This is a genomic window from Mesorhizobium sp. CNPSo 4671 (genome assembly GCF_057784245.1).
The window spans coordinates 1-470 of the sequence record NZ_JBWLUW010000087.1; the positions used below are offsets into that span (position 1 = coordinate 1).

The window sequence follows — 470 nt, forward strand, 5'->3', positions numbered from 1 at the left end:
TCATTGTCGGTCACCGTCGCCGTCAGCGTCACCAGGCCCGAGGTCAGGTTGATGCCTTCGGAGCTGTCGGTCGGATTGTCGGCCGTGTTCTCGTGCACCGCACGGTCCTGCGTCAGCGTCACCGCGCCGGTCGAGCTGTTGACCGAAAGCGTGAACACCAGGAAGGCCGGATCGCCGCTGTGGCCAGTGACATAGCCAGAGACCGTGTTGCCGCTCTGCGCCAGCACCACTGCCTGGCCGGTCGCCGAGTCGATCAGGTTGGAGGCCGAGCCGGAGAGGCTGACGCCGTAGCTGGTGGTGGCGCCGTCGGCGCCCTGCACCACGGTGAAGGCACCGGCAAAGCTCTGCGTGTCGGTGGTCGAGCCGGCGGGCCCGGTGCCCGAGCCGGCAACGCCGTTGGTCGCCGCCGTCAGGTAACTCTCGTCCACGTTCAGCGTCGGCGCCGCCGTCCCGCTCAGCGTGATCGAGGG

General features: G+C 68.9%; 1 protein-coding gene. It reads right to left on the bottom strand.

Annotated features, from left to right (window positions below; translation table 11 throughout):
- Positions 1-470, bottom strand: a 470-nt coding sequence (locus AC04SF_RS37495; protein ID WP_488481888.1) for a DUF5801 repeats-in-toxin domain-containing protein, incomplete at both ends; no start/stop codon positions are given.